At 30.2% G+C, this 21292-nt stretch carries 19 protein-coding genes; 17 read left to right on the top strand and 2 right to left on the bottom strand.

The genetic code is table 11. The annotated features are described in order from the left end of the window. Positions 1–5 precede the first annotated feature (5 nt). Positions 6–2642: a bifunctional acetaldehyde-CoA/alcohol dehydrogenase gene (gene adhE, locus ABDZ93_RS07035; RefSeq protein WP_343824983.1), complete on the bottom strand. Its 2637-nt coding sequence runs from the start codon at positions 2640–2642 to the stop codon at positions 6–8. A gap of 190 nt (positions 2643–2832) precedes the next feature. Here adhE and yabG point away from each other — a divergent pair, with 190 nt between their 5' ends. The 14 genes from yabG to rho all read left to right on the top strand — a co-directional run bounded on the left by yabG (position 2833) and on the right by rho (position 18239). After that, on the top strand, positions 2833–3741 hold the full coding sequence (gene yabG / locus ABDZ93_RS07030; RefSeq protein ID WP_343824981.1) for a sporulation peptidase YabG: 909 nt from the start codon (positions 2833–2835) through the stop codon (positions 3739–3741). Between the two features lie 502 nt (positions 3742–4243). Next, the gene (locus ABDZ93_RS07025; protein ID WP_035134339.1) at positions 4244–4480 is read left to right on the top strand and encodes a Veg family protein; all 237 of its coding nucleotides are present in this window, start codon (positions 4244–4246) and stop codon (positions 4478–4480) included. A gap of 282 nt (positions 4481–4762) precedes the next feature. Beyond that, positions 4763–6325 carry a DUF3794 and LysM peptidoglycan-binding domain-containing protein gene (locus tag ABDZ93_RS07020; protein WP_343824980.1) on the top strand — a complete coding sequence of 521 codons (1563 nt, stop codon included), beginning with the start codon at positions 4763–4765 and terminating at the stop codon, positions 6323–6325. A 199-nt stretch (positions 6326–6524) separates the two neighbouring features. Further along, positions 6525–7367 carry a 4-(cytidine 5'-diphospho)-2-C-methyl-D-erythritol kinase gene (gene ispE / locus ABDZ93_RS07015; RefSeq protein ID WP_343824977.1) on the top strand — a complete coding sequence of 281 codons (843 nt, stop codon included), beginning with the start codon at positions 6525–6527 and terminating at the stop codon, positions 7365–7367. A gap of 229 nt (positions 7368–7596) precedes the next feature. Beyond that, the gene (locus tag ABDZ93_RS07010; protein WP_343824975.1) at positions 7597–7797 is read left to right on the top strand and encodes a CLC_0170 family protein; all 201 of its coding nucleotides are present in this window, start codon (positions 7597–7599) and stop codon (positions 7795–7797) included. Positions 7798–7860: 63 nt separating this feature from the next. Next, positions 7861–9345, top strand: a complete 1485-nt coding sequence (locus ABDZ93_RS07005) for a spore germination protein (RefSeq protein ID WP_343824974.1) — start codon at positions 7861–7863, stop codon at positions 9343–9345. Positions 9346–9373: 28 nt separating this feature from the next. Then, positions 9374–10474, top strand: a complete 1101-nt coding sequence (locus ABDZ93_RS07000) for a GerAB/ArcD/ProY family transporter (RefSeq protein WP_343824972.1) — start codon at positions 9374–9376, stop codon at positions 10472–10474. Next, a complete protein-coding gene (locus ABDZ93_RS06995) occupies positions 10464–11642 on the top strand; it encodes a Ger(x)C family spore germination protein (RefSeq protein WP_343824970.1) in 1179 nt (392 codons plus the stop codon). The genes ABDZ93_RS07000 and ABDZ93_RS06995 overlap by 11 nt, the downstream gene beginning before the upstream one ends. Before the next feature lie 113 nt (positions 11643–11755). Next, on the top strand, positions 11756–12487 hold the full coding sequence (spoIIR, locus tag ABDZ93_RS06990) for a stage II sporulation protein R (RefSeq protein ID WP_343824968.1): 732 nt from the start codon (positions 11756–11758) through the stop codon (positions 12485–12487). A 120-nt stretch (positions 12488–12607) separates the two neighbouring features. Further along, positions 12608–13630: a D-alanine--D-alanine ligase family protein gene (locus tag ABDZ93_RS06985; RefSeq protein ID WP_343824966.1), complete on the top strand. Its 1023-nt coding sequence runs from the start codon at positions 12608–12610 to the stop codon at positions 13628–13630. 183 nt (positions 13631–13813) lie between these two features. Beyond that, entirely contained in the window at positions 13814–14794 is a 981-nt protein-coding gene (locus tag ABDZ93_RS06980; RefSeq protein WP_343824964.1) for a tRNA 4-thiouridine(8) synthase ThiI, read from the top strand. A 115-nt stretch (positions 14795–14909) separates the two neighbouring features. Next, positions 14910–15326: a YwiB family protein gene (locus ABDZ93_RS06975; RefSeq protein WP_343824962.1), complete on the top strand. Its 417-nt coding sequence runs from the start codon at positions 14910–14912 to the stop codon at positions 15324–15326. 76 nt (positions 15327–15402) lie between these two features. Beyond that, the gene (locus ABDZ93_RS06970) at positions 15403–16341 is read left to right on the top strand and encodes a sigma-54 interaction domain-containing protein (RefSeq protein WP_343824960.1); all 939 of its coding nucleotides are present in this window, start codon (positions 15403–15405) and stop codon (positions 16339–16341) included. A 407-nt stretch (positions 16342–16748) separates the two neighbouring features. Further along, entirely contained in the window at positions 16749–18239 is a 1491-nt protein-coding gene (rho, locus tag ABDZ93_RS06965; RefSeq protein ID WP_425544759.1) for a transcription termination factor Rho, read from the top strand. Between the two features lie 96 nt (positions 18240–18335). Here rho and rpmE read toward each other — a convergent pair whose 3' ends face one another. Next, entirely contained in the window at positions 18336–18545 is a 210-nt protein-coding gene (gene rpmE, locus ABDZ93_RS06960) for a 50S ribosomal protein L31 (protein WP_035135372.1), read from the bottom strand. A gap of 228 nt (positions 18546–18773) precedes the next feature. Here rpmE and ABDZ93_RS06955 point away from each other — a divergent pair, with 228 nt between their 5' ends. From ABDZ93_RS06955 to prmC, 3 genes are all read left to right on the top strand, one after another. Then, positions 18774–19373 carry a thymidine kinase gene (locus ABDZ93_RS06955; RefSeq protein ID WP_343824956.1) on the top strand — a complete coding sequence of 200 codons (600 nt, stop codon included), beginning with the start codon at positions 18774–18776 and terminating at the stop codon, positions 19371–19373. A gap of 76 nt (positions 19374–19449) precedes the next feature. Further along, positions 19450–20358, top strand: a complete 909-nt coding sequence (locus ABDZ93_RS06950; protein ID WP_343824954.1) for a DUF1385 domain-containing protein — start codon at positions 19450–19452, stop codon at positions 20356–20358. A 22-nt stretch (positions 20359–20380) separates the two neighbouring features. Continuing rightward, positions 20381–21232 (top strand): peptide chain release factor N(5)-glutamine methyltransferase, encoded by an 852-nt coding sequence (gene prmC / locus ABDZ93_RS06945; RefSeq protein ID WP_343824952.1) that lies wholly within the window; start codon positions 20381–20383, stop codon positions 21230–21232. Positions 21233–21292: the final 60 nt, after the last annotated feature.

Below are 21292 nucleotides of genomic sequence, written 5' to 3'. Positions count from 1 at the left end.
TTGCATTAGAAAGCATCCTTAATTAGTTCTGCGATTTCAGAAACTAGAGGTAGTCTAGGGTTTGAGGTAGTACATTGATCTTCAAAAGCTTCATCGGCTAATGAATATAGTACAGAATCTAGATGATCCTTAGTAACACCACATTGACTAAGGGTGGCTGGGACATTTAGCTCTAGCATAAGGTTTCTGATAGCTTCCACTAAATTATTTACAGCTTCTTCGCAGGTAGAGTGATTTAACTCTAAAAACTTTGCAATTTCTTTAAATTTTTCAGGAGCTTTATAATATTCATATTTTGGGAAGGCTACTAACTTACTTGGATTACTTCCATTATATTTTATAACGTGTGGAAGCATGATAGCATTTGCTCTTCCATGAGGTATATGGAATTCTGAACCTAATTTATGAGCTATACTATGATTAACTCCTAAAAATGCATTAGTAAATGCCATACCTGCAATGCAAGAAGCGTTGTGCATCTTTTCTCTAGCAAGAGTATTGCTTCCATCTTTATATGCAATAGGTAGATATTTAAAAACAAGCTCAATAGCTTTAAGAGCTAAGGCATCGGTATAATCAGAAGCCATCACAGATACATAAGCTTCTATAGCATGAGTTAAAACATCTAATCCGGTATCGGCCGTAACTGATGGTGGTACAGTCATAACTAATTGAGGATCTATTATAGCAATATCAGGAGTTAACTCATAATCTGCTAATGGATATTTTATATTATTTTCTTTATCAGTTATAACAGCAAAGGCTGTAACCTCAGAACCAGTACCAGAAGTTGTAGGAATAGCAACTAATCTAGATTTCTTACCTAGAGAAGGAAATTTAAATGCTCTTTTTCTTATGTCCATAAATCTAAGCTTAAGACCGTTAAAATCTATATCAGGATTTTCATAGAAAAGCCACATACCTTTAGCAGCATCCATTGCTGAACCTCCGCCAAGAGCTATTATGACATCAGGCTCAAAGCTGTTCATTTGAGCGGTTCCTCTCATAACTGTTTCTGTAGATGGATCTGGCTCTACATCTAAAAATACATTTATATCAAAGTTAGCTTTTTTTAGATGTTCCATTACTTTAGATACATATCCAAGTCTATCCATAAATTTATCTGCTACGATGAAGGCTCTTTTACCTTTAAGTTTTTCAAGGTATGAAAGAGAGCCAGGCTCAAAGAAAATTCTTTCAGGAACTCTAAACCATTGCATATTAACTCTCCTTTTAGCTACACGTTTAATATTTATTAAATTATTTGCACTAACATTTTGAGTGGTCGAATTTCTACCCATAGTTCCACAACCTAAAGTTAATGAAGGAATATTTACATTATAAATATCTCCTATAGCACCTTGAGAAGAAGGAGAATTTATTATGATTCTTCCAACCTTAACTCTTCTAGAGAATTCTTCAATAACCTGTTCATTAGTAGAATGAAGAACAGCAGAGTGACCTAGGCCACCAAAAGCGATCATATCTTCGGAGGCTTTTATTCCCTCTTCGGTGGTATCAACTATAAACATTGAAAGAATAGGACTAAGCTTTTCTCTTGAAAGGGGATAATCTGCCCCAATTCCACCAGGCTCACACACAAGAATTTTAGTATCCTTTGGAACTTTAATATCAGCCATTGCTGCAATTTTTGTAGCACCTTGACCTACGATGTTTGGATTCATAGATTGTCTTTTTTCATCTATAGAGACCTTTTGAAGTTTAAACATCTCTTCACTATTAAGGAAATAACAATCACGCTCTTTTAAAAGGGAAATTACTTCATCGCTAATTTCTCTATCTATAATAACTGCCTGTTCTGATGCACAAATTGTACCATTATCAAAGGATTTTGATAGTACTAAGTCATTAACAGATCTTTTAATATTAGCTGTTTTTTCTATATAGCAAGGAACATTTCCAGCACCAACACCAAGTGCGGGCTTTCCAGTAGAGTAAGCTGATTTAACCATTCCAGGGCCACCTGTGGCAAGAATAATATCTACACCAGGATGAAGCATAAGCTTTTGAGAACCTTCAATGGAAGGACTACTTATCCATTGAATACAATTCTTAGGAGCACCTGCTTCAATAGCTGCATCCAAAAGTAATTGAGCAGTAGCTATACTGCACTTTTGAGCTCTAGGGTGAAAGCTAAATATTATTGGATTTTTAGTTTTTATAGCTATTAAGGATTTAAATATTGTAGTGGATGTAGGATTCGTAGTGGGAGTAACTCCTGCCACTACTCCAATGGGTTCTGCAACTTCCATATAGTCTTCTTCTTCATTTACAATACCCACAGTTTTTAGATCTTTTATACTGTTATATACATATTCAGAAGCAAATATATTTTTAGTTATTTTATCTTCATATATACCCATTTCTGTCTCATCTATAGCCATTTTAGCTAGTTCTCGGTGTTTACTTAGGGCTGAGATTGTCATTTTTTTAACTATATTATCTATAGAAGTTTGGTCAAATGTTAAAAATTCATCATAGGCATCACGAGCGTTTTTAACAAGTTCATTAATTTCAGAATCTACATATGATGTGGCTTTAGTAGCTAAAATACCAGGGTTTGAGACGGTTTCGTTCTTAGATTTATCAGCAGGTTTAACATCAATTTTTTTAGTAGACATTTATTATAGACCCCCTAAACTTTGTTATTTATTTAACTAATTATATTATAACGCAGAAAATTTATAATTCAAGATATTTAGTTAAAATTTTATCAAAATTTTAATGGAATTTTTTATAATTGTTTAATATCTCACAATTATTAAGTAAAGTTCATATTATATTAAGAGGAAATCATGAGGAGAGATATACATGAATATAGGTGATAGAGTAGTGAGGAAATCTTATAATAAAGATATAGTCTTTAAAATAATAGATATAGAAATTGATGATGAAGGTGTAAAAAAATATTTATTAAAGGGATTAAATATAAGGATTGAGGCAGACAGTATAGAAGAGGACCTAGAAATTATTAATAGTGAAGTAGTAGGAGAAAAAGATAAAATATTTGATAAAAAGGTAAATACGGCTCTAAAGAAAGTTTTACTATCAAGATCAGCTACAAGAGGATCTTCTGCTGCGCTAAGAGTTATAGATAGTGAAATAAACAGAAAGGAAAAAAAAAGTACATCATTCAAAAGCAATGAATTGTTTTTTGGAAGACCAGGTAAAATACTCCATATAGATGGTGATCCTCAATATCTAGATATTTGTTTAAAAACATATAAGCAATTATCCATTGAGGCTGTAGGTAAAGTAATAGCAGAAAAGGACCAGCCATCTCAGATATTAGATTTAGTAAAGGAAGTAAATCCAGATATAGTTGTAATTACAGGGCATGATGGAATGAGCAAGAATATATCAGATTATATGGATCTTGGAAACTATAGAAACTCAAAATATTTTGTAGAGTGTGTTTCCTTATTAAGAAGTTACAATTCTAATTATGATGACTTGGTTATTTTTGCAGGTGCCTGTCAATCAAATTATGAGGCTTTATTGGATGCAGGTGCTAATTTTGCATCTTCCCCCAGTAGAGTACTAATTCATTGCTTAGATCCAGTGCTTATTTGTGAGAAGGTAGCATATACTAATATTGATGATATAGTAAATATTGAAGATGTAATTAAAAATACAATTACAGGGATTAAAGGGGTAGGAGGATTACAAACTAGAGGTAAATACAGAGAAGGATATCCTAAATCTCAGTATGCGAAATAAGAAGTAAGCGATAATTTGAAATAAATTTAATATGGATTTATGTATAATATTTAGATAATGAAACCATTGTAACACGCATGAATAGAACAACTAGCTAACTAGTTAAATATTTATATAGTTTCATAGTTACCTATTTTCATATATAAATTTTTACTAGCACTTAGAGAATAATCTCTAGGTGCTTTTATGTGTTGAAAAAGAAATATTCAAAGTCTATAAAATTAGTTGAATCTCTGAGAAAATTAAAATTTATACAATTATATGTGAATATTCTAAATAATTATTACACATACTAATGTCAAGTTGATTTCTGTTCATTATAGCTGAATAAATGACATAGTATCGAAAAAACAAAATAATACATAAAATTTTAACGAATATTTAACATTGACAAATGTTAATAATATGTTGTAAAATATTTAGTTTGCTTGACATAAGGAGGGATAACTGTTACAATATAGTTGGAAGCCTTTATGGAAATATTAGAAAGAGGGTGTCTACTGTGAAGATGGGAAATGTATTGACTACGATAAAAAAAGATATCGAAAGTCATGTTGGCGAAAAAGTGACATTGAAGGCAAATGGAGGAAGACGTAAAGTAGTAGTAAATGATGGTGTTTTGGAAAAAACATATGACAGTATATTTACAATTAGACTTGATAATAATGTGCAACGTACTGTTAGTTATAGCTATAGTGATGTGCTAACAAAAACTGTTCAGCTAGTGTTTGCAGGGTAGAATAAAGAGGTGTTCTTTTAAGAATGCCTCTTTTATTTTGAATACAAACAGAGGTCTTAGCTTCTTGGAAGCTTTACTAACAGAATTCTAAGTATCAGTATTTTTGATACTTGGAAGTCGTTGTCCTTTAGGGGAAATCGTTACCCAGGACGAAGATGGGAGTATTAGAGCTGGTAGTCATCGGATAAATAATTACTCTTTCAAGAAAATTTAATATAAATAGTTATATTTCATAACATTCTCATATATACATTATTAGTAGGTATTTTAGGAGGGAAAGTTATGGATTTGGATTTAATAAAGGACTATATAGAATATGAGCAATCAATAGCTGAAAATGACACAAAGATGTTCATAAAGGAAGAATATGTTATACCTGATACGCTACCAGATGTGGATAATATACTAATGTTAGATGTAAAGCCTATGATAACAAATAAAGAGGTTGGAACTGATAAAGTGAATTTAGAGGGGCAACTTCAGTATACTATTCTTTATATGGCAAAGGACGGAGGAGCTACTGAAGCTCATTCAGTAGTATACAATGGTAACATTTTTGAGTCTATTGACATGATTGGTGCCCAATCAAATATGTATTGTGATATACAGCTAAACATTGAACATATGGACTGTGTTATTATTAATGAAAGAAAGATAGCTATTCAAGGATTTATTATATGCAAGTGCAATGGATATAACATAAATTCATTTGAAATAGTTAAAGATGTACATGAAGGAAAGGATATTCAATTTTTAAAGAATCCTATGACTGTTGATAAGGTTATGGAACCTATAGAAACTGAATTAGTTGGAAAAGCAGAAGTTAAAATTGACATGGATAAGAATGAATGTCTAAAAGTTATAAAATATAATGTTATTATTGGTAAGAAGGATGTAAGAATATATGATGGTGGGCTCAAAATAGAAGCTATGGCTAATGTAACTATATTATATAAGGGGAAAAATGGAAGAGAATTGTTCTGCGTTTCAGAAAGTGTGCCTTTATATAAAGAAGTTACCGTTGATGAGTTAAAACCAAATATGGAATACTTCACTGAATTTGAAGTTCAATCATTTGAATATGATGTTAGACAAGATGATATGGGTGAAAATAGAATAATTGATGTGGAATTCGTAGTTAAGGCTGTTACTCATGTAATGTATAAAGAAGAAGTGGAAGTTATACAAGATGTATACTGTCCTACAAAACTATTAAATATGGATATTAAAGAAAATAGTATTAATGTGATACAAGGTCATGGATATGCTGAAAGTCTGGTTAAAGGCGATATTGATGTGAAAGATGATGAGTTAAAACCAAACAAGGTTATAATGACTACAGGAAATGTATCTATTACTGATAAAAATATTAAAAATGATAAGATAGAAATTGAAGGATTATTAAAGGTTAATGTATTATATTCAACTGAGGATGAAGAGAGGTATATAGTTACTGTAGATGAAGATATTCCTTTTAGTTGCAAGGTTGATATAGCTGGAACAAAACCCAATATGCAAACAAATGCTAATATATCCTTAGAGATGATAGAGGGTAGTTTAGAAGTTGGAAATATATCTATTAGAGCTATTGTTAAAGTTCATTGTAAGGTATATTACAATATTAAAAATAAATTTGTTGTTAACATGGCTATTAATGATGGAGAAGTTCCGGAGAAAAAAGCAAGTATAATAATATATGTAGTTCAGCCAGAGGATACTCTTTGGAGCATAGCTAAGAAATATTTGACTACAGTTGAAGAAATTATGAATATTAATGAATTAGCTGATGGGGAAGAAGTTAGACCATCTCAGAAACTAATTATACCAGGAAGAGCTACAGTTTAAAGATTTGAAATTAGATATATTATAATTTAGTATTTTTATTAAGTAGAAATGCCATGAAGGGTAGCATTAGCTGCCATATTTCATGGCATTTTATTTTGTTAAAATGAGTAATCTGTTTTTAAATTTATAAATAAGTATAAAATTCTTGACGCAAAGAGGTAAAAGGATTATTCTCATTTGTAGTGAGGTGTATGAATAGATGAAGGTAAAAGCTTATGGTAAAGTAAATTTAGTCCTTGATATCATTGGAAAAAGAGAAGATGGGTATCATCTTTTAAGAATGATTATGCAAACTGTTAATATATATGATGAATTAACCTTTAACAGAGGGGAGGAAGGAATACATATTACAAGTAATAAAGACTTTGTTCCTACAGATAATAAAAATCTTGTGTATAAAGCAATAGAGCTATTTTGTGATACCTACGAGGTGAAAAGAGAAATAGAGGTTCATATTGAAAAGAATATTCCTGTAGAAGCTGGGATGGCAGGCGGAAGTACTGATGCTGCAGCGGCCTTAAGAGCTATGAGGGATATATATAGACCGGATATTAGAAATGAAGAACTTAGATTACTTGGAGTTAAGTTAGGTGCAGATGTACCCTATTGTATAGAAGGGGGAACTGCTCTATGTGAAGGAATTGGAGAGGTTATAACGTCACTTAAGGATTTTAAAGATAAGCTAATGGTAGTGGTAAAGCCCAATTTTGGGGTATCTACAGTGGAGACTTATAAAAAAATTAAGCTTAATGAGGTAAAAATCCATCCTGATGTGGAAGGTATTATAGAAGCCATGTATAGGGATAATGTTGAATATGTAGCGAATAATATGATGAATTTACTAGAGCTTGTAACAATAAAGGAACATAAGGAAATTGAGGATATAAAAGAATTTATGTGTAAGGAAGGTGCTCTAGGAGCAATGATGAGTGGAAGTGGACCTACTGTTTTTGGTTTTTTTAGTGACATTAACAAAGCCAATCAGTGTGCGGATAAATTAAGAGATAAGTATAAAGAGGTTTTTGTTACAAGAACCATCTAGAAGTTGTTTAGTTAAATAATGGTCATAATATAATTAGGGATAAGAGAGTGATTCAAGAGGAATTACTCTCTTATTTTTTTATTAAATTGTGGTTTGAGGACCTTAAGGATTTATGCTGATAATTTTATGAATATAAACTTTATACAAAGGTAAAACTAGGCTAGCAGGGAAATATTAAGGTCAGCAAATAGATGATAAATTAAAATATAAATTTGAAGGATGATAATTTATGATGAGAGTTTTAATTGAAAGATTTGATATATACCTAGTAATACTAGTATTAGTATCTGGATATATGATGGTAAGTGGTGATATAAGATATTTTTCAAGGGAAGATAAGCATAAAGCTAAAAAACAAAGCTTAGTAGTAGGGATAACCATGATGTTAATTGTGGTTGGAATGTATATTCTGAGAGGAATTTTTATCTAGAAAATAGATATAGAAATTATGAAATTTTAAATTATGTTGCATTAAAGGGAAGGAGATAGCTATATGAAGGGTCAAATTCGTGAACATATTTCTAATAGCACAAGAGAGAATATGGATTATCTTAAGAAATTATTTGAAGATACATCCGATATGGTATTTAGAGAATTTAAGTTTGGAGATATTCTTTGTGGAGTCATCTATATAGATGGTATGGCAGATAAGGAACTATTAAATGATTTTTTACTTGAACCTATGATGAAGATGAGTGAAGAGGTGATAGATGCTAAGGAAATAAAAGATAGAATTATAGCTATATCTGATATGAGAGAAGTTAATAAATTAAGCGATGGAATTAATGCAATATTATCAGGTGAAAGTTTAGTTTTGATAGATAATTTAGCAGGAGCTTTAGTAGTTGCTAATAGAGCATGGCCTAATCGTGGAGTTGGTGAGCCTTCGGGAGAAACTGTAATACGTGGTTCTAGAGAAGGATTTACAGAAACTATAAGGTTTAATACAGCACTTCTTAGAAGAAGAATTAGAGATGCAGGACTTAAAGTTGAGGGAAGACAATGTGGTGTTAGATCTAAAACTGATATTGCTATAGTATACATAGATGATATAGTAAATACCGATGTACTAGAAGAACTTAAGGAAAGATTAGAGAGAATTGATATTGATGCAATTTTAGATAGTGGTTATGTTGAACAATTTATTGAAGATAATGATAAAACCCCATTTCCTCAAGTACAAAGTACAGAAAGACCAGATGTAGTAGCGGCTGCTTTATATGAAGGAAGAATAGGAATAATTGTAGATGGATCACCCTTTGCATTAATTGTTCCAGCAGTGTTAGTGGATTTCTTTCAATCACCAGATGATTACTATACAAGCTGGATAAGTGGAAGCATAGTAAGATTTATTAGGATTGTTGGAATACTGGTATCTCTAGTTTTACCTGCTTTATATGTAGCGGTAACTACATTTCATACAGACTTAATTCCTACAAAATTAGCATATACCATAGCTTCATCTAGAGAGGGAGTACCTTTTGCTGCCTATATAGAAGTACTACTCATGGAGGCTAGTTTAGCATTTCTAGTTGAAGCTATTATAAAATTACCCAAGCCGGTTGGTTCTACTATTGGTATAGTTGGAGGGCTTATAATAGGGCAATCAGCTGTAACAGCAGGATTAGTAAGTCCTATAATGGTTATAGTTTTAGGACTTACAGCAATAACAACATTTTTAATGCCTAACTATACAGTAACCTCGGCTTTTACCTACTTTAGAATAATGATTATTGTTCTAGCAGCAGTTTTTGGTTTGTACGGAATAATGCTAGGTATTATATTCTTAATAATTCATTTAACAAGAATAAAAAGCTTTGGAATACCTTATCTTGCTCCGGCTGTAGATTTAGTTTGGAGTGATTTAAAAGACTTGTATGTAAGAATGCCCCTTAAAGTGTTTAAAGATAGGCCTCATTTCTTAAAAACACAAAATCAAGTGAGACAGAAAACTAAAAGACAAGGTGGTACTAAATAAGGTGTTACCATAGCTAGGAGGTTAAGATATGAAAAATAAAGGATTTATTGAAGAATTTGCACTCTTTGCTAGCTTATCAGTATCCATGATAGGGGTAGGTGTTTTTTATGCTCCCGCTATTGTAGCTAAATATGTAGGTGCAGATAGTTGGATATCTGCAATAATAGCAGGGATTGCAATTTGTCTAATTCTTTTTTGTATATATGAAATAGTAAAATTAAATAAATATAAGGATATTACGCCCATATTAAAAGATACTTATGGAGGAGTTCTAGGAACAATTATATCATTAATATATTCATTGGTGATAATAATTGTATTATCATTTTCTCTTAGAGTATTTTCAGAGGTTATAACTATGTATCTTTTAGTTAATACACCTACTGAAGTAATAATAATAACATTTATATTTACAGGAATGTATTTAAGTCGCGGAGGACTTGCTAATGTGGTGCATTTTAATGAAATAGCCTTCTGGGTTATGTTTTTACCTTTAGCAATAACTTTATTATTAACTTTACCTGAAGCAAATTTCAAGAATCTTTTACCAATAGGTGCTTCACCTATTGAAAATTATTTTATATCTAGTTTTGAAATGTTATTTTTATTTAATGGTTTTTCTATTGCTTTTATATTGATACCATATGTAAGGGAAAAAGGAAAGATTGGTTCGATATTAAGAAGAAGCAGTATTTTTGTAGGTGTGTTCTATGTGATAATATTTATCTTAGTATCCGCTACTTTATCATCAGTACAAACTGCTGAAAGTATATTTCCAACCATAACAATGCTACAATCCATAAGTTCAAGAAGTGGCTTTCTAGAAAAGTGGGATGGTTTGGTTATGGCATTGTGGGTAATATTTTATTTTACATCATTTGCCAATATATATTATTTTGCTTCTTCCATATTAAAAGAAAGTCTTAATTTAGATGATATTAGAACATCCTCTATGATATATGTTCCTATAGTATATTTAGCTTCTATGATACCTAACAGTATTGTAGAAGTTAGAAATTTAAAATTTGGGTACTTAAGAATTGGTTTTATTGCAACAATTATAGTTGTAATAGGAATAACTCTATTATTAAGCTATATAAAGAAAAGGAGGATGCAAAGTGAAGAATAAGATAATAAAACTTATTCCTATAATGATGATATCTTTACTTCTTACTGGATGCTGGGATAGTGTAGAGATTGATAGAAAAGCCTTTGTATCTACCATAGCAATAGATGTAGGTGAAGATATTAAAGTTAGGAGTGAAATAATAAATTCTAAAGAGAATACATCAGAAGAGAGCATTGAAAAAAATAATACTTTAAGAGTAACCTATGGATTTCCAGACATTAGAAATATGGATCCTAAAAAGGGTACTGCTTCAGAACTTTCTATAACAGTAGAAGGGTATTCTATGACAGATACATATTTTAAAGCCCTTGGAAAGAGCAGTAGAGCTCTCCACTTTGGACATAGTAAACTCTTACTTTTAAGTGAAGAATTATTTAAGTACCCTGAAATTTTACAAGAAGTAATGGATTATATTGAAAGAGAACCAAGTTTAAATAGAACAATTATGATGGCTATAGTTAAAGGAAAGGCAAAGGATTATGTAGAAGTTAAGCCTGTAACTGAAGAAAATATCGATAATTATATAACTAGCCTTATGGGTAATAGTAGTAAAAATGGTACAGTAGCTCCTATAACTTTAACAAAATATATTGATATGGTTAAATCTTACAATTCGAGTGTGTTGCCTGTTTTCTCTCTTGAAAATGAAAAAGATATACAGCTTACAGGTATGGCTGTCATAAAAGGTTTTACCATAAAGGATTATTTAGATAATAATCAGATGACAGATATTCAAATACTTAGAGGAGATATTGGTTCATGTAGAAAAGCTGTGAATAAAGAAGGGCATAATATAGACTACTATATAAAAAATGTAGATAGAGATTTACATATAGGTTACGAAGACAATAAATTAAAGTTGGAATATATCATTGACACAGAAGGGTCTTTAAAGGGATATTACACTGAAGCGGAGACTTTAGATAGTGATGTCATAAAGGAAATTGAACAACAATTTGATGAATCTATGAGAAAAGATTTCCAAGAGATTATAGATTTTACCGGGAATAACCTAAAGGTAGACGTATTAGATATTGGCGGTGATATTAGAAGGTTTCATAAAGGAATCTGGGACGAAGTAAAGGACAATTGGCCAGAAGCTCTTCAAAATGCAGAAATATCTATTATCGTAAATAATGATATAAGAAATATAGGTTTATCAAATTAATTATTGAATAAGTTAATGTACTATAAAATATAGAAAATATAACTAAAAGTGAATATAACTTGTCCATATGGTAACAATTAAGATATGATTTTAAGTTTTAGGAGGAAGAAGTAATGAAAAAAATTATATCTACAATTGTTACCATATTTATTATAGTTGTACTTTTAGTTAAGGTGCAGGGAGTTGAAGCAGTTAATTCTGTTTCTGAAAGTAAGATGGAAGATAATGTTTCAACAGAAGATATATCAGGAAAGTTAATTAGATTTCACGTTATTGCTAATAGTGATAGTGAAAAGGATCAAAGCCTAAAGCTTAAAGTTAGAGATAAGGTTTTAGAATATGTACAACCACTTTTAAAAGATAGTAAGAATATAGAAGAATCGAGAGAAATTTTGAATAAGGAAAATGAAAAAATTCTTGAGATAGCTAGAGTGGTTATAAAAGAAAATGGTTATGATTATTCTGTAGAATCTACTTTAGGTAAGGAGAATTTCCCTGTTAAAACCTATGGTAATATTACTTTACCACAAGGAGAATATGAAGCATATAGAATAATAATTGGAACTGGTGAAGGTCAAAATTGGTGGTGTGTTATGTTTCCTCCCATATGTTTTGTAGATATAACTAAAGGTGAAGTTGCTTATGAGGAAACAGAAGAAGAAATGAAAAAAGTTCTAGATGACGAAGAATTCAATATGGTAGATAATACTAATTCAAAAAATATTAATAGTGAAAAGATAGAGGAAATTAAAGTTGTTAGTGAGGCTATAGCTGATAATACTGAAGATGATAATATCGTAATAAAGTTTAAAATAGAAGATATATTGAAAAATCTGTTTAAATAATATTGAATATGGTAGTGAACATATATAAAATATAAGGAGTATAATTTATTTATGTTCACTATTTATTTTTACAGTGAATAGATTGTACCAAGGATAAAATTATTGTTAGGAGTGATAAATATGAAGAAGGTAGCAATACTATTTGGAGGACAATCAACAGAACATGAGGTGTCTAGAGTATCAGCAACTTCTGTTCTGAATCATATAGATAAAGAAAAATATAGTATATTTCCAGTAGGTATAACTAAAGATGGAAAATGGTTTCTTTACAAAGGTGATATAGAGAATATAGGAAATGGAAAATGGGAAGATGATCATAAGAATAAAGTTGAAGATGGAATTAAATTATTATTAAATAAAGAGGTAGATGTAGTATTTGCTGTACTTCATGGTATGTATGGTGAGGATGGAACTATTCAGGGTCTATGTAAATTAATGAAATTACCATGTGTAGGTCCTTCAGTTATGAGTTCAGCTGTATGCATGGATAAGGTTTATACGAAATATCTTTTAGAACATGAAGGCATAAAACAAGCAGCATACGTAGTGGTAAATGCCTTTGATTATGGAAAAAGTAGTGAGAAATTTATAAATGAAATTGAAGATAAGTTGGGATATCCTTGTTTTGTAAAACCAGCAAATAGTGGATCTTCTGTAGGAATAACTAAAGCCCATAATAGAGATAGTCTTAAAAATGGATTAATAGAGGCCTTAAAACATGATAGAAAGATTCTTGTAGAGGAAGGACTAAATGCTAGAGAAATTGAAGTTGCAGTACTTGGTAATGATGATGCTAAAGCATCCATTCCAGGAGAGATAATTCCGGCTAAGGAATTTTATGATTATGAAGCTAAGTATGCCAATGCAGAATCTAAACTTCTAATTCCAGCTAATTTAGATGAAGAAGAAATGGATAATATAAGAAAGTTATCTGTTAAGATTTATAAAAAATTGGATTGTGCAGGTATGGCTAGAGTAGACTTCTTAGTAGATAAGGAAAGCGGAGAAGTATATCTAAATGAAGTAAATACTATACCGGGATTTACAAGTATAAGTATGTATCCTAAAATGTGGGAGGCTACTGGATTATCGTATAGTAATCTTATAGATGAGTTAATTGAACTTGCAATTGAGAGAGGTTAGTAAATTAAAATTATTATTAGCCATTACTTTCAAGTTGATAGTAATAAAATAAAATAGTAAAATTATTGTATGTCTTATTTTAAATAGTTATATAAGTTAATGTGATACAAATAGATTAATATACTATAGATTAGAGTAAAAGATACAGAATAAAGAATACTAGGAGAGTTAGGTGGAGAAAAAATGACAAGAGCATTGGCTATGGTTTCAGGTGGTTTAGATAGTATTCTTGCAGCAAAGTTAATTAAGGATCAAGGAATTGATGTTATTGGAATATGTTTTAAATCTTATTTCTTTAACGAAGAAAATGCAAGAAGAATGGTAAAACAGGTAGATATTCCTTTAGAGGTAGTAGACTTTAAGGAAGAACATTTTAAGATGGTTAAGAATCCTAAAAATGGATATGGTAAAAATATGAATCCGTGTATTGATTGTCATGCTATGATGATGAAGTATTGTGGAGAGCTTTTAGAAAAATTAAATGCAGATTTTATTATTACTGGAGAGGTTTTAAATCAAAGACCTATGTCTCAAAATAGAAGTGCATTAGACAAAGTTAAGAATGAAAGTGGGATAGGAAGTAAAATTCTTCGTCCTCTTTGTGCTAAAAATCTTAAGCCTACAGAGATGGAAGAGAATGGACTTGTAGATAGAGAAAGACTTTTAAATATTCAAGGTAGAGGAAGAAAGGTTCAAATGGAACTTGCTGAAGAGTGGGGTATAAAGGAATATCCGTCACCAGCAGGGGGATGTAAGTTAACAGAGCCAAACTATTCTGTTAGACTAAAAGAACTTTTATCTCATAATCCAAATCCAGCAGAAAGAGAGCTTGAATTACTTAGAATAGGTCGTCATTTTAGAGTTACACCTAACGCTAAGGTTATATCTACAAGAACTCAAGAAGAAGGAGAAATGATTAAAGGTCTTCTTAAAGAAGGGGATACAATACTGTTAGTTCAGGACTTCAATGGTTCCATGATAATAATTGTAGGAGAAGCCACAGGAGAAGTAATATCTGTTGCGGCTAAGATTGCTATAAGATATAGTAAAGGTAAGGATGAACCAAAGGCGACAGTTAGATATTCAGAGTTTGGAAGTAAAGAACATAGTACTATAGAAGAGACTTGTGCAACTGACGAGGAAATAAATTCTTATCTTATATAGAAAAGTTTTTAGTAAAATAAGTTAAGATAGCTTATTATTTTTCAAGAGTTTATATTAATCTTAGAGCTTAAATATATTTTAAATAAGATTCTAAGGAAGAATAGAGGGAAGTATTATGGATAAGGATGCTATAATTAGAGTAAGTAGTATACAGAATAATGATGAGGATGAATGCATTGAAATTGTTAGTCCAGGGTCATTTTTAAAAGAAGATGATGAGTATGTTGTTACTTATGAGGAAACGGAACTTTCAGGTTTAGGGGATACATTAACTACTTTTAGAATAGGAAAAAATTATTTTAATCTTATAAGAGAAGGCGACGTAAATACTAATATGGAGTTTAAAAATGGGAGTAGTTCGTCTATTCTTTATAATACTCCTCATGGTGGATTATCTATTAGAATTAAAACTAATGATGTAAACATAGATATAAATGAAGCTGGTGGAAAAGTAAAAGTTGACTATGATGTGATAATAGCCAAGGACCAAATTATTAATACTAAGCTTGTAGCTACCATAAATGTTAAATAAATATAAATATATTTTACTTAGAGGCTATGCAGAATTATATAATGCATAGCTTCTATTATAAAAGGGGTTGTAAATTTTGTATAGCTTTGAAGATATAATTGGAAATAGTAGAGAAATAAAAAAAGTTAAGGAATTAGCTATGAAGGTATGTAATTCAAAATCTCCAATTTTTGTTTACGGTGATACTGGTACAGGAAAAGAATTAATAGTACAAGCTATACATAATAGTTCTATAAGAAGAAAAAAGCCTTTTATAGCACAGAACTGTGCTGCGATTCCAGATAACTTATTAGAGAGTATTTTCTTCGGAGTAGGAAAAGGTGGTTTTACTGGAGCTATAGAGTCAGAAGGTCTATTTGATGCAGCTAATGGTGGTACTTTGTATTTAGATGAGTTAAATTCTATGAATATAGTTTTCCAAAGTAAGTTCTTAAGGGTTCTTCAAGAAGGTGAATTTAGAAGAATTGGTGAAACTAACACTAGAAAAACAGATATAAGGATAATAGCATCGGTAAATGAGGATCCTGATTTTTTAGTTAAGAGTAATAAATTGAGAAAGGATTTATATTATAGACTTAATGTTATAAGAATTAATATGCCTGAATTAAATGCAAGAAAAGAAGATATACCTTTACTTGTATCAATATTTATAGAAAAGCACAATAAAAGATTAGGTACTAGTGTTAGTGGAATAGATAGTTATGCATTAGAAGTTTTAATGAAAAAAGACTATGATGGGAATATAAGAGAGTTAGAACATATAATCGAAGGCGCTTTAAATTGTAAAAGACATGGGATCATTGAAATGTCTGATTTGCAATTGGGAAACACTATTGAGAGTTTATCTCTTAAGGAAAAGCTTGAAGATATGGAAAGTAAATATATAAAGGAAGCGTTAATTATTTATAGCAATAATGTAAGTAAAGCAAGTAAATTTCTTAATATACCAAGGCAAACACTTCAATATAAAATTGCTAAGTATAATATAATGGATTTAATAGATAATTATAAGTAGTTTAAGATCATAATAGATTACTTAGATATTTTAAACCTGTATATATATAGATATATTTGGTTAAAATTATAATTAATAGGTTAGAATTTTGCGATATAAATCAGATTATTTATTGACGTTAGAATAAATATTTTTACTTGTTAGATAGATTTTTTAAAAATATGGTGTATACTTATATAGTAAAATCTAAACTACAACAAATTTAATTATATATGTAATTATATCAATAGATTTAATAAACAATATAAATAAAAAGTTTAATACATTTTAAAAGAAAGCTTCAAACTTCTATCATTTATAAACAATAACAACTTATATTGAACATATAAACATTATTCCCCAAAGTTACATTTAAATGAAATATACAATTAGGAGGTGATCCTTTGAATAGTGAAGATTTACATAGCATGAGTGTTATAGAATTAAAGAGTATTGCAAAGGAATTAGGAATAAAAAATGTTACTAGGTTTAAAAAGAGTGAATTAATTGAAGAAATTAAAAGAGTATTTTTAAAATCTAATGAGACTAAAAATGAAGAAGACCATTATAAGGATGATGAAAAAACGCAACCTGCTCAAATAAAAAAAGAAGGTATAATTCTTAAGGAGAAACTTACTAAGAAAGAAGTAGTAGAAGATAATAGCATTAATAGAGATACTAGTAATGGTTTAGAAAATGAAGAATCAAAGGAGACTAAGGAAGTTGTAGTGGAAGAAAAGATTGATAGTATAGAAGAAAAACGTGAAAGATTAAAGAGTTTGATAAGCGAATCTGAAACATCTAAAGGTGTATTTGAATTAAGTGATAATGCTAATTTTGGATTGCTTAGAATGAATAACTATTTAAGTGGAAATAATGATATATATGTTTCAATATCTCAAGTTAGAAGATTTAATCTTAAGACTGGTGATGAAGTAGAAGGTAAGGTAAGAAGTTCTAAAGAAGGGGAAAAATATCAAGCTCTTCTACAAGTAACAAAAATAAATGGTGAAAATCCAGAGAAAGCTGTTGGCAGAACATCTTTTGAGAGACTAACCCCTATATATCCTACAGAGAGATTAAAGTTAGAAACTGAGGATTCAAAAGATTTATCAACAAGATTAATGGACATATTATCACCTATAGGAAAAGGGCAAAGAGGTGTAATAGTTGCTCCACCTAAAGCGGGAAAAACTTCTATCTTAAAGAAAATTGCTCATAGTATAGCAGTGAATCATCCAGAAGTTAAGGTTATAGTACTTCTTATTGATGAAAGACCAGAAGAGGTTACAGATATGCAGAGGTCTATAAAAGGTGATGTAATATATTCAACCTTTGATGAAGAGCCAGAGCATCATGCTAAGGTTGCTTATATGGTACTTGAAAGAGCAAAGAGGATGGTAGAACAAGGACAAGATGTAATAATTCTTTTAGATAGTTTAACTAGATTAGCTAGAGCTTACAACTTAACAATAACTAGAACAGGTAGAACTCTATCAGGTGGATTAGATACAGGAGCTTTACTTATGCCTAAAAAGTTTTTTGGTGCAGCTAGAAATGTTGAGGAAGGCGGAAGTTTAACAATTCTTGCTACGGCCCTGGTTGAAACTGGAAGTAGAATGGACGATATGATTTTTGAAGAGTTTAAGGGTACAGGTAATATGGAAGTACACCTTGATAGACAACTACAAGAACGTAGAATATTCCCAGCGATAGATATATATAAGTCAGGAACTCGTAGAGAAGATCTGCTTCTTACAAAATCACAACTTGAAGTTAGCTATAACATAAGAAAGATTATGTATAAAACAGGAAATCCTCAAGCAGTTACTGAAAAACTTATAGGAATCTTATCAAAAACTGACAATAATGAAGAATTTTTTGAAATTGTATCTAAAAATCAAGACATATTAAAATAAATTATATTCAAAAGCCATAGGTGGTGTTTATACCTATGGTTTTTGAATATAAAAAAATAGGAGAAGTAACCTTCTCCTACATAAAAATATATATGATTATTCGCTTTTAAGGTTGAATTTTTTCATAAACTTGTCAACTCTTCCACCAACGTCAACATTCTTTTGCTTACCTGTAAAGAATGGATGACATTTTGAACAAATATCAACTTTTAATTCTGACTTAACAGAACCTGTTACAAAAGTATTTCCACAAGCACACTTAACTACAGCTTCATCGTTATAGTTTGGATGTATTCCTTCTTGCATTTCATTTCACCTCTTTCGATATAACATACATACCCGTATTATCAACTACTAGATTATAACATAGAGATAGTATAAGGTCAATATGATTATTAATTGTATTATATATTATTAGTATATAAGAAATATATATTTTTGAAAATGTACTCATAATATTAATTTGATTAATGAAGTTTTTTCTACTAAAATAATATTATATGATTAATCAATTGACTTTGGAGGAATATTACTATGAGTAAACTGTATTTTAGATATGGAGCAATGAATTGTGGAAAGTCTACAAACCTTCTTCAAGTAGCTTATAATTATGAAGAAAGAGGAATGAAAGTAATAATAATTAAACCCAATACTGATACAAAGGGAGGAAATAAAATTGTATCTAGACTTGGAGTTACAAAGGAAGTAGATTTAAGTTTTGCTGAAGGCGAGAATATTTTTACTACCGTAGAAGAGTATATAAAGAAAAATGGACAAATTCACTGCATACTAGCAGACGAGGTTCAGTTTTTTACAAAAAATCAAGTTGATGAAATGTTTATGATAGCTGTTAAATTAAATATACCAGTGATATGTTATGGGTTAAGAACAGATTTTCAGATGGAAGGTTTTGAAGGTAGTGAAAGACTTTTGCTAATAAGTCATAGTTTGGAGGAACTCAAAACAATTTGTAAATGTGGTAAAAAAGCTATACTAAATGGAAGAAAGATTAATGGTAAATTTGTCTTTGAAGGTAATCAAGTTGCTATTGATAATGAAGATAATGTAGAGTACGAGTCTCTTTGTGCAGAATGTTATATTAAGTATGAAGAGGAAGCATCAAGTGGTAAATAGCAACTAAGATAATAGGATACTTATATTAAGATAATATTATGAAGTTAGAAATAATGAGTAGAAGGCAGGTGTTAGAATGGAAAAGAAGACAACGGTCGGGGGACAGGCAGTTATAGAGGGTGTAATGATGAGAGGTTCTAAGGGACTCGCTACTGCTGTAAGGCTTCCTAATGGTAGTATTGAAGTGAAAAAAGAAACAAGTGAAAGTTTGACTAAGAAAAATAAATTTTTAGGGTTTCCTATAATTAGAGGATTTGTATCCCTTATAGAATCTTTAGTTATAGGTATAAAAAGCTTAGAATATTCGGCTTCTTTCTTTGAAGATGAGGAGGAGGAAGAATCTAAATTTGATAAATGGTTTGATAAAATTTTTAAGGATAAAGGAAATAGCGTGCTTATGGGCATATCATTAGTTCTTTCCATAGGTTTTTCTATATTACTATTTTTTATTTTACCAACGGCCTTAACTAGTTTGGTGAAAAAAACAATAACATCTAATGTATTAGTTTTAAATATTATAGAAGGAATAATAAGAGTTATTATATTTATAAGCTATATATTTATTGTTGGCAAATTAGAGGACATAAAAAGAGTATATCAATATCACGGAGCTGAGCATAAAACTATATTTTGCTATGAAAGTGGTATAGAGTTAACAGCAGAAAATGCGAAGAAGTTTGAAAGACTCCATCCGAGATGTGGAACTAATTTTTTATTTTTAGTTATGGTAATTAGTATAATTATATTTTCATTCACAGGATGGCAATCCATTGGTCAAAGAGTGATTTCAAGGGTATTGTTACTACCAATAGTATCTGGAGTAACCTATGAGGTTATAAAATGGCTAGGAAAGAGTGATAGTAAAATATCAAAAATCATTGCATGGCCAGGGCTACTTTTGCAAAAGATAACAACACAAGAACCAGATGAATCTATGCTAGAAGTTGCAATAACTTCATTAAAGGCGGCAGAGGGTTTAGAATGAATTATAGTGAATGAGGAATAATATGAATATAAACGAAGCGTTAATAAAAGCATATAATATATTGAAAAATAGTGATATTGAATCATACATAATAGATGCACAGCTTCTATTATGTATGGTTTTAAATGTAGAAAAACTGTATATAATTATGAACAGGTCAGAAATATTAACTTTAGATAAAGAGCAAGAGTTTTTTGAACTTGTAGATTTAAGAAGTCAAAAAAAACCTATGGCATATATTCTAGGGAAAGTTGAGTTTATGGGTATTAACTTTTACGTAGAAGAGGGAGTTTTGATACCAAGACCTGATACAGAAATTTTAGTAGAAGAGTGTATTTCTATAATAAAGAGAAATAGTATAAATGATATATGTGATATGTGCTGTGGAAGTGGAGCTATTGGAATTTTCATAGGACATTATGTAGAAAATAGCAAAGTGTGGTTATATGACATAAGTGATATAGCGTTAAGTGTAACTAAAAAAAATATTTCAAATTTAAATTTAGGAGAAAAGACCAATGTAAATAAAAGTGATTTATTTCAATTACCAATAAGAGAAGGTTTAAAGTTTAATATGATAGTATCAAATCCACCATATATTAGGGATGAAGTAATTCCTACACTTATGGAAGATGTTAAAGACTATGAACCGCATCTAGCTCTTTCAGGAGGTCAAGATGGGCTTGAGTTCTATAGAAGAATATGCAAAGAAGGAAGAGATGTATTGTCTCCTGGTGGATATTTATGCTTTGAAATAGGTAATGATCAGGAAATGGAAGTAAAATCTATTATGAAAAATGAAGGATTTGTTGATATATATAGTTTAAGGGATTTGAGTGGAAATTACCGCGTTGTCATTGGAAAGTTACCATAAATCATATTTTTATGATATAATGGAATGATGTAAAAAATTAAGATTTATGATTAAATTACG

Source organism: Clostridium subterminale (genome assembly GCF_039521425.1).
GTDB lineage: Bacteria > Bacillota > Clostridia > Clostridiales > Clostridiaceae > Clostridium_J > Clostridium_J subterminale.
The sequence above is the reverse complement of the archived record's forward strand: the minus strand, read 5'-3'. Positions and strand labels throughout refer to the sequence as shown.